General features: G+C 58.9%; 4 protein-coding genes and 4 pseudogenes. 6 read left to right on the plus strand and 2 right to left on the minus strand.

Annotation, left to right across the window (positions count from 1 at the left end; genetic code table 11):
- The 5 genes and pseudogenes from M3436_16565 to M3436_16585 form a co-directional block, all read left to right on the plus strand.
- Window positions 1–1,365, plus strand: a 1,365-nt coding sequence (locus M3436_16565) for an amidohydrolase (GenBank protein MDQ3565653.1), incomplete at its 5' end; no start/stop codon positions are given.
- A 187-nt stretch (window positions 1,366–1,552) separates the two neighbouring features.
- Window positions 1,553–2,608 carry an NAD(P)-dependent alcohol dehydrogenase gene (locus M3436_16570; GenBank protein ID MDQ3565654.1) on the plus strand — a complete coding sequence of 352 codons (1,056 nt, stop codon included), beginning with the start codon at window positions 1,553–1,555 and terminating at the stop codon, window positions 2,606–2,608.
- A gap of 22 nt (window positions 2,609–2,630) precedes the next feature.
- A pseudogene (locus tag M3436_16575) lies at window positions 2,631–2,933 on the plus strand (SDR family oxidoreductase).
- A 332-nt stretch (window positions 2,934–3,265) separates the two neighbouring features.
- A pseudogene (locus M3436_16580) lies at window positions 3,266–4,503 on the plus strand (sorbosone dehydrogenase family protein).
- A gap of 181 nt (window positions 4,504–4,684) precedes the next feature.
- Window positions 4,685–5,058: pseudogene (locus M3436_16585) on the plus strand (hypothetical protein).
- Window positions 5,059–5,160: 102 nt separating this feature from the next.
- Here M3436_16585 and M3436_16590 read toward each other — a convergent pair.
- Window positions 5,161–5,412 (minus strand): integrase, encoded by a 252-nt coding sequence (locus M3436_16590; protein ID MDQ3565655.1) that lies wholly within the window; start codon window positions 5,410–5,412, stop codon window positions 5,161–5,163.
- Window positions 5,384–5,575: a hypothetical protein gene (locus M3436_16595; protein MDQ3565656.1), complete on the minus strand. Its 192-nt coding sequence runs from the start codon at window positions 5,573–5,575 to the stop codon at window positions 5,384–5,386. The genes M3436_16590 and M3436_16595 overlap by 29 nt, the downstream gene beginning before the upstream one ends.
- A 1,527-nt stretch (window positions 5,576–7,102) precedes the next feature.
- On the opposite strand from M3436_16595, the pseudogene M3436_16600 reads away from it, so the two are divergent.
- Window positions 7,103–10,164: pseudogene (locus M3436_16600) on the plus strand (DEAD/DEAH box helicase family protein).
- The last annotated feature ends 73 nt before the right edge of the window (window positions 10,165–10,237 follow it).

The raw sequence follows: 10,237 nt of genomic DNA on the forward strand, positions 1-10,237 counted from the left end.
CTCAACGGTGCGGCGTTGCGCGCCGTTGGCTATACGAAAGATACGCCCGCGCCCGTGGGCGGAGAAATTCAACGCGACAAGCAAGGCAATCCCACCGGACTTCTCATCGCCAAACCCAATGCGAGTATTCTCTATTCCACATTGGCGAAGGGGCCGAAGCTGTCGCGTGAAGACCAGATGAACTCGACGCGCCACTTCATGCGCGAGTTGAATCGGTTCGGCGTCACCAGCGTCATCGACGCCGGCGGCGGCTTTCAGAATTATCCAGACGACTACGAAGTCATCAATGAGCTGCACAAACGCCGCGAGATGACGCTGCGTTTGGCTTACAACTTGTTCACCCAGAAGCCCAAGCAAGAGTTGACGGACTACCGCCAATGGGCTCAACTGACGAAGCCCGGTGCCGGCGACGACTTCTACCGGATGAACGGCGCCGGCGAGATGCTGGTCTACTCGGCGGCGGACTTCGAGGATTTCCTCGAGCCGCGCCCTGACATGCCGCCCGGGATGGAATCCGAGCTCAAGGCCGTCATCCGCCATCTCGTCGAAAGTCGTTGGCCGTTTCGCCTGCACGCGACCTACGACGAGACCATCACACGCGCCTTGAACGTCTATGAAGAAATTAATCGTGAGGTTCCCTTCAGCGGTCTGCACTGGTTCTTCGATCATTGTGAGACGATCTCGGACCGCAATATCGAAAGGATCAAGGCGCTTGGCGGCGGCATAGCGATCCAGCACCGCATGGCTTTTCAAGGTGAATACTTCGTGGATCGCTACGGCGCAAAACAGGCACAGCGCACTCCGCCCATCCGCAGGATGCTGGAACTCGGCGTGCCGGTCGGAGCGGGCACAGATGCAACGCGCGTCGCGAGCTACAATCCTTTCGTTGCGCTTTATTGGTTGATTAGCGGCAAAACGATCGGTGGACTCGCGCTTTACCCTGACGAGAATCGCCTCGAACGCATGGAGGCATTAAGGCTCTTCACGGTCGGCAGCAGTTGGTTTTCTAGCGAGGAAGCTAAGAAGGGCTCCATCGTTCCCGACCAGTTGGCTGACTTGGCTGTTCTTTCGGCGGATTATTTTTCCATTCCCGGGGAGGAGATCAAACGGCTCGAATCGCTGCTCACGATTGTTGGCGGGAAAGTGGTCTACGCCGCCGCGCCCTTCGAACGGTTCGCGCCGCCGCAGTTGCCGGTCTCGCCGGATTGGTCGCCGGTTGCAACGTACGGTGGCTACGCGCGGTCAAACGCGCTCGCACAACAAAGTACCGCGATATTTTCGGCCGAATTCGCTAGAGCACGGAATTGTGCTTCGGGCCATGGCACGCGAAGTCCTTGGTGGTTCGGCTGTGGCTGCTTTGTCTGACGTCGGTCGAGGACGGACATGGCAATAGCCGCGCGAACCCGATGGAAGCAACGCGGCGCTGTACGAACTCATTCGGATGCCCGATAGCTCGGGTTTCGGTGAGCATACCGAATCGGGCATCGTCATTCCCTGCCTGTTCGAAGAACAGCTTCTAAACCCTCAACTAAACCCTCAACAGGAGATACCCATGACCGCTGCCCTTGGATACGCCTCGCAAACCGCCGCCAGCCCCCTCGCCCCGTTTTCCTTCGAACGCCGCCTGCCCGGTCCGCATGACGTGCAGATCGACATCCTCTACTGCGGCGTCTGCCACTCGGACCTGCATCAGGCCCGCAACGAATGGCACAATACCGTCTATCCCTGCGTTCCCGGCCATGAGATCGTTGGCAAGGTGACCACAGTAGGCGATCAGGTCCGCAAATTCAAAGTCGGGGATACCGCGGCGATCGGCTGCCTGGTGGATTCCTGCCGGCAATGCCCCAGCTGCCGCGAGCATCTGGAACAGTTCTGCGAAAAAGGCCCGATCTTCACCTACAACAGTCCGGAAAAACAAACCGGGGGCACTACGTATGGCGGATATTCCAAGATGATCGTCGCGCATGAGGATTTTGTCCTCCACGTTCCCCAGGATCTGAATCTTGCCGCAGTGGCTCCCCTGCTCTGCGCCGGCATTACCACCTACTCCCCGCTTCGCCGATGGAACGTCTCCAAGCGACAGAAAGTCGGGATCGTCGGCCTTGGAGGGCTCGGCCACATGGCGGTGAAATTCGCAAACGCCTTCGGCGCCAACGTCGTCCTCTTCACCACCTCTCCCGGCAAGAGCGAAGACGCCAAACGTCTGGGCGCGCATGAGGTGGTTGTTTCCAGGAATGAAGAGGAAATGCAGGTGCACGCAGGAAGCGTCGATTTCATCCTCGACACCGTTTCGGCCCAGCACGACCTCAATGCCTATCTAAACCTGCTGAAGCGCGACGGCACCATGGTGCTGGTCGGCGCGCCCGAACAGCCCCTGCCGGTGGCGTCCTTTAATCTCATCTTCCAGCGCCGCCAACTGGCGGGTTCGCTGATCGGCGGACTCGCTGAAACACAGGAGATGCTCGACTTCTGCGGCAAGCACGGCATCACCAGCGACATTGAAAAGATCAACATCCAGCAGATCAACGAAGCCTACGACCGCCTGCTCAAGAGCGACGTGAAATACCGCTTCGTCATCGACATGGCTTCGCTGCAACAAGCGGCCTAACCCTCAAGCAAAAGAAACCATCATGGATCTTCAGCTCCGCAACAAACTCGCCCTCGTCACCGCCTCCTCCGGAGGCATCGGCCTGGCCATCGCGGAAACGCTGGCCGCCGAAGGCGCGCGCGTCATCATCAACGGCCGCAGCGAAGGAACCGTCTCCTCGGCCATTGCCCAGCTCGGCAACAACCTCCCCGAAGCCAGGTTTCTACCCCTGGCCGCCGACAACGGCACCGCTGAAGGGACGGCAAAGACCATCGGCGCCTTTCCCGAGGTGGACATTCTGGTGAACAATCTCGGCATCTACGAGGCGGTGGGTTTCTTTGACGAGAAGGACTGGGCGAAAGGCGGCCTACGAGTTGTCCGCCCAATTTCGACGGCAGCACGAAGAGCCACGGACGCTAGCTATGTTGCCGAGTTAGCTTCTCAGGTCCTTGACATCTACACGCTCTAGAGGTCATCCCCATGCACCAACAGAACCCCCTTCGCGTCGGCATCTCGGCTTCGCTCCGCGCCGCCAGTCTCATCGTTGGGATGGCGGTTTTCGTGGGCGCATGCGCCGGCGAGAGCGACTCGGCAAACGAGCGAACCGGAAGCAATCAAGTGAACCAGCGGAAAGCACCGCCGCAGGCGAATGCCGCACGCCGCGCAGGCAATGAACTATTGAGCGGCGTAGCGGCGAAGGGCGATTGGACGACCGACGCGCGGGCGTGCGCCGCAAGTTGACATCCGCCGATTTGCCGGCGCCGTATGCGACCGACTCGGTGTTTAATCAGCCGAACGAGATTTCGCAACCCCAATGGGCGATGCCACAGGTCCCGGCCGGTTTCCGCGTCGAAAAATTCGCCGACCGGCTCAAGAACCCGCGCATGATCCGCATCGCCCCGAATGGCGATCTGTTCGTCGCGGAATCAGAAGCGGGCCGCATCCGCCTCCTGCGCGATGCCAACAGCGACGGCACGCCCGAGATTAGCGAGGTGTTCGCCTCCGGCCTGGACCAGCCGTTCGGCATGGCGTTCTATCCGGTCGGCGCGAACCCGCGCTATGTTTACGTAGCGAACACGGGTTCGATCGTGCGTTTCCCGTATCAGAGGGGTGATACCACCGCGCGCGGGAAAAACGAGACGATCGTCTCCGGCATTTCCGGCGGCGGCCTGCTCGAAGGCGGCGGTCACTGGACGCGCGACATCGTCTTCTCGAAGGACGGATCGAAACTGTATGTCTCGGTCGGATCGCGCTCGAATGTCTCGGACCGCGAATCGGAAGCGCGCCGCGCGCGGATCTTCGAGTACACTCCCGAGGGCAAGGACGAGCGCGTCTATGCCTACGGCATCCGCAATCCCGTCGGACTGGCGATTCATCCTGTGACCGGCGCGCTTTGGACTTCCGTGAACGAACGCGACAAGCTTGGCGATCATCTCGTGCCGGACTATGTGACCAGTGTGCGGGCGGGCGGTTTCTACGGCTGGCCCTGGTATTATATCGGCGCGAATCAGGACCCTCGCCATCCGGGCAAGCGGCCTGAGTTGAAAGACCAGGCGATCGTGCCCGACGTGTTGATCCAGTCGCACAGCGCATCGCTTGGCATGGCGTTCTACACGGGCGATCAGTTTCCGTCCGAGTACCGCAACGTCGCTTTCGCCGCGGAACACGGTTCGTGGAATCGTTCCCGCCGCACCGGCTATAAGGTGATCTACCTGCCGATGAAGGACGGCCAGGCGACCGGCGAATATGTAGACTTCATGACCGGTTTCGTCACGCCGGAAGGCGAGGTGTGGGGGCGTCCGGTGGCGGTGGCGGTCGGGCGCGACGGTGCGCTGTTCGTCTCGGACGACGGCGGCAACGTCATCTGGCGCGTGTCGTACCCAGGCGGGAACGGATCCGCAGGAATGCAACCCTAGCGAACAGCGGATCACTTCGTTCAGGTTGACAGAGCTGGTGTACCAATCTGCGGTAGTCCTAGGTCGGTACGAATATCAGGAGATCGAAGCCTGCGGCCATTTCCTGCAGCGTGAGTGGCCTGCGAAGATCAGCAAAGCCGTATTAGACTGGATCAATAAATCCCGATAATGAGGAAGAATGATGACCCACATCAAGGCATTCATCGCCGCGGTTTCATTTCGACCCTGGTGTTCCATCAAGGCGTCATCGCGCTGTTTTATGTGCTCGGCGCGTTTCCGCGTGCCCCCTTCTCGATGGCGGCGACCCATCCTTTCGGCGTGCCTCAAGTCATCTCGCTGGCGTTCTTCGGCGGGCTGTGGGGCATAGCCTTGTGGCCGCTGATCCGCAGAGCGGGCGGAGTTCAGCACTGGCTGCGCGCGCTGATTCTTGGCGCCGTAGCTCCGACCGCGGTTGCCTTCCTAGTCGTATTCCCGCTGAAGGCGCTGGCGGTTGATCCTAAGCTCATTGTCGGCGGCCTCATCGTCAACGGAGCCTGGGGCCTGGAGCTGGCGCTGATCAGCGTGGTTTGCGGAAGTTTTGAACGGCGCGCCAGCGGCTGCCTGTCCTTCCTGAAAACTCGTATGCGCCAATCAGACGTTAATCTTCACGTCCCGATCTCACGCTGCAAGTCTTAGATAATGATGGTGTAGACCACCGAGATCGGGCACTTCTGTGACCTTGCCTTGATCAGGAGTCTGAACATTCCGTCCCTGAGGTGTGTCCATCTCTAGACCGAGGTGAGTCCTCCACCGATGGTAATACTCGAAGTAGATCGTGAGGATCCGTTTCAGGTGGCGCTCGTTGAAAACGATCATGTGGTCCACGCAATCGCGCCGGATACTACCGATGATCCTCTGGCGCTTCTTCAAGCTCGTCCTCGCCTCCGGCGCGAGCAATGAACAGCGCCCGGTTACATTCGCAGGCGTAGTTTCCCTCGGTCCATATAAACTCGTTGGTCTCGTCCCAGTCGAACTCACACGAAACTTCTCGTTCTTCGCCGGTTTTATTGTTCCTGACTAATACCTTATACATTCGTTAAAAGCCCGCCGGCCGGATATCCACAGATCCGCTTCATAACTCTGTGGGTAAGCGCCAAAACGCGACGGCTATTAAGGGTCTACCGCGCCGCTCGAATTTTCACCGGCGGGATCGGGCGGCGGCGCTTGCGCGGCGGAGGTTTCTGGGGGTTATATGTCGCATCCGCGGCCTTTCAGTAACGCTTTGAGCTGCTTCATCTGCTCGGGCCGTCTAGCTAATCGTTCAGGATGTTTCCGCGCGCCGTTTGCGTCACCACGAGCTTGCCGTCCTTTGGTGTCCCGGTCCCTTGCGTTGCCAGATTTCGTCCCGAGCCAGAGATGCCACGGATTTACACAGGCCCTTACATCACAATGGTGGAGTACGCAAAGGCCGTCAGGGATTGGGCCATACCATTTTTCCCAAACTAATCGGTGTGCATGCACCGCCCGCCCGCGGACACGGACGTACCCATAACCCGCCGTGGTCAACCCTGCCTTCCATGGCCAGCAATCATCTTTCATAACGTCTAATACCTCGACGGAATCCAGATCTGCGGGCCAAAGCGCGGCTGCTCGAAAGCGATGATGATGGCGAGTAATTGCTTTTTCATGATGCTAGCTCCTTGCTGTTGGTTGACTCCCTTTCCTGTCGAGCGCGGCTATGGCCGCCTCGAACCTTGGAGCGGGGAAGTTCGGCGAGATCCCTAACTTTCACGTACGCGCAAAAGCGCGACTCACTGGCGCCGGTCTCTTTGATCAACCGGCGCAACTCGGCCGTCTGCTCAGGGGTGATGGTTGCCACGGTTTCACACCTTCCTCTAGCCCTTCTATGATCCGCGCTGTGATTTCTTCGTACAACTGTTGTACTTGCATGGCATACATCCAAAATAAATAGGAGGCCGCCTAACCACTACCTTTGAGGTAGCGATTAAGCTACCTCATAAGGTTTCACGGAATCAGTTCAATGACTGAACTGATAAGAGGAATTTAGCAAATATCGATGGAGAAAGAAATGCGGGGCAGTGGCACTGCCTCGTCAGTCTCCCAAATCAGGATCGCACCGGAGGGATATCCTCAGCATGTGAATCCGATTAAGTGGCGTAGCCGTGCGGAACGCCATACCTATTGATCTTGCATCTCAGGCGGGCGGAGTTCACCAGGCTCAATCATTCCGACCAGTTCTTGGACGGTTGCCGTGGCTTTGCTCATCAGAGCCTATCCCATGCCGATACCGCCTGTTGGAGTTGATCGATGGCATCCATGGCTAATTGCTCATCCTTGTAGAGCATCCAGATTCACAGATAAGCTTATTTGCAGAACAGTAGCACAACCATTTGTTCTATAATAGAATCCTGCCCAAGCACCGCGACCGCCATTTTACGATCGGGGCCGACCACGTGCTGGTCGGCTCGCGCTTCAACGACAGCGACTGGCGCGGCGAGCGGCTGAAGGACGACAAGCGCAGGTCTAACCGCACGTCGCCCGCAGGCAACGCCAACCTCAGCTGGTCTAGTAATCGAGCCCATTAGGAAATAGGCACAAGATGGATAATCAGTTCTTCGAAAGACCTATCCTAAATTCTCCTTACGAGTACCCTGCGCGGCACTGGGAGCTCGATGAGCAGGGCCAACCGACCCAGCAGATCATCGAGCGCCGCCGCCGCGCCGAGTTCATCACGCCGATTCCGAAGCCTAGGAAACGCAAAGGTTCCGCTGAACAGGGATCACTGTTGTTCGACGAAGGCAAAGGAATCTCCACGGCGGAACAGCAATACGACCACACAGCCATCATCAATTCAGTTCGCCAGCAGGTGGACCAGTGGCGACGCTTGCCGAAGCCCAACGACTGGCGCGTAACCTCAGAGACAGCGCGACTGCTTCAGCACTGGCGGCACCACACATACAGCAGCATCCGTCCGTTCTTTTGTCAGGTCGAGGCGGTTGAGACTGCCATCTGGCTGACTGAAGTCGCACCACAGGCGGGCAAGGTGGGCGAGGGTTTTCTTGAACACCTGGCCAATGCCAACAACGACGCCAACCCGGAGCTCAAGCGCTTCGCGCTGAAGTTGGCCACCGGTGCAGGCAAGACCACCGTCATGGCGATGCTCATCGCCTGGCAAACCATCAACGCGGTGCGGCGACCGCAGAGCAAACGCTTCACCCGTGGCTTTCTTGTCGTTGCGCCGGGCCTCACGATCAAGGATCGCCTGCGAGTCCTGCAACCGAATGACCCGGACAGCTACTACCAGAGCCGTGAACTGATTCCGGGCGACCTGCTGAACGACGTGAACCGTGCCAAGATCGTGATCACCAACTATCACGCTTTCAAGCTTCGCGAGCGGATCGATCTCTCCAAGGGCGGACGCTCGCTGCCCAAGGGCGAGGCGAAGAGCTGAACACCCTCGAAACCGAGGGCCAGATGTTGCAGCGAGTGATGCCCGACCTGATGGGCATGAAAAACATTCTCGTGCTGAACGATGAGGCCCATCACTGTTATCGAGAGAAGCCGGGATTGGATGAAGGACGACTTGAAAGGCGATGACAAGAAGGAGGCCGAGAAGAATAATGAAGCCGCCCGACTCTGGATCTCCGGCCTTGAGGCCGTCAACCGCAAACTCGGCGTGGCACGCGTGATCGACTTGTCCGCAACGCCGTTCTTTCTGCGCGGTTCAGGCTATGCGGAGGGCACGTTGTTCCCGTGGACGATGAACGATTTCTCGCTGATGGACGCCATCGAGTGCGGCATCGTGAAATTGCCGCGCGTCCCCGTCGCACAAAACATCCCCGGCGATGAGATGCCCATGTTCCGTAATCTCTGGGAGAACATCCGCAAGGACATGCCCAAGAAAGGTCGCGGAAAGGCGGAAGTGCTGGATCCACTCGCCCTGCCGACTCGTCTGCAAACGGCCCTTCAGGCGCTTTACGGGCATTACGAGGAGACCTACAAACTGTGGGAAGACGCTGGGATCCGCGTACCCCCCTGTTTTATCGTGGTCTGCAACAACACCTCCACCTCCAAGCTGGTATACGACTTCATCTCCGGCTTTCACCGGCAGAATGATGACGGCTCTAGCACCCTGGTAAATGGGCGCCTCGCGCTTTTCCGCAACTTCGACGAGCACGGCAACCCGCTCCCGCGGCCGAACACGTTGCTCATCGACAGTGAGCAGCTCGAATCCGGTGAAGGGCTTGATGACAATTTCCGCGGCATGGCCGCCGATGAGATCGAGCGCTTCCGCCGCGAGATCCTCGAACGTGGCGGCCAACTCGCCGACGAAGTGCAAAAGGGGAAAGAACTCGATGATGTGACACTGCTCCGCGAAGTGATGAATACCGTCGGTAAGTACGGCCAATTGGGTGGATCGATCCGCTGCGTCGTTTCCGTCTCGATGCTCACCGAGGGCTGGGATGCCAATACCGTCACCCATGTGCTCGGCGTCCGCGCCTTCGGTACCCAGCTCTTGTGCGAGCAGGTCATCGGACGGGCGCTCCGCCGCCAGTCTTACGACCTAAATGAAGACGGTCTCTTCAATGTGGAATATGCCGACGCGTTGGGGATCCCCTTCGACTTCACCGCCAAGCCGGTGGTCGCGCCGCCACAGCCGCCGCGGGAGACCATCCAAGTCAAGGCTATGCGGCCCGAGCGCGATGCGCTCGAAATCCGCTTCCCGCGCGTCGAAGGTTATCGCGTCGAACTACCCGAGGAACGGCTCACCGCCGAGTTCAACGACGACTCCGTCCTGGAGCTAACCCCCGATCTGGTGGGCCCGTCCATCACCAAAAACGCAGGCATCATCGGCGAGTCGGTCGATCTCAGTCTGGAGCACCTGGGAGACATGCGGCCTTCCACGCTGCTTTTTCACGTGACCCAGCGACTGCTTTACACCAAATGGCGCGACCCTGGGGAAGCGCCTAAGCTCCACCTCTTTGGCCAGTTGAAGCGCATCACCAAGCAATGGCTCGACGGCTGCCTCGTGTCACCTATCCCGCGCTGCTCATGTACCAGGAGCTGGCCGACATAGCTTGTAACCGTATTACCACGGGCATCACGCGCAAGTTTGTGGGAGAGCGCCCGATCAAGGCCGTGCTCGATCCCTATAACCCTACCGGCTCCACCGCTCATGTCCGTTTCAACACCTCGAAGACCCTCCGCTGGGAAACGGACGCCCGCCGGTGCCACATCAACTGGGTCGTTCTCGACAGCGATTGGGAAGCCGAGTTCTGCCGCGTAGCGGAGGCGCACCCGCGCGTGCGGGCCTACGTCAAGAACCACAACCTTGGTCTTGAGGTACCCTATCGCTACGGCTCGGAGACGCGCAAGTATCTGCCCGACTTCATCGCACTGGTGGATGACGGCTACGGCGCCGATGATCTCCTGCACCTCATCGTCGAGATCAAGGGCTACCGGCGCGAGGACGCCAAAGAGAAAAAATCTACCATGGACACTTACTGGGTGCCTGGCGTCAATCATCTCGGGACACATGGCCGCTGGGCTTTTGGCGAGTTTACCGAGGTCTATCAGATCGAGGCCGACTTCGAAGCGAAAGTCGAAGCCGAGTTCAGTAAAATGATCGAAACGTATACCGGTCGGCTCGGCCCGGAGTAATCTAGTCAATCAAATAGTAGCAACACACATGAGGAGGCATCATGGCGAACACGATACCGTTGGACAAAATGTC

The sequence above is a fragment of the Pseudomonadota bacterium genome (assembly GCA_030859565.1).
GTDB lineage: Bacteria > Pseudomonadota > Gammaproteobacteria > JACCXJ01 > JACCXJ01 > USCg-Taylor.

Bases quoted from the DNA above. Each gene is read 5' to 3' on its own strand.
- M3436_16570 (MDQ3565654.1), top strand. From the start codon at position 1,553: ATGACCGCTGCCCTTGGATACGCCTCGCAAACCGCCGCCAGCCCCCTC.
- M3436_16595 (MDQ3565656.1), bottom strand. From the start codon at position 5,575: ATGTATAAGGTATTAGTCAGGAACAATAAAACCGGCGAAGAACGAGAA.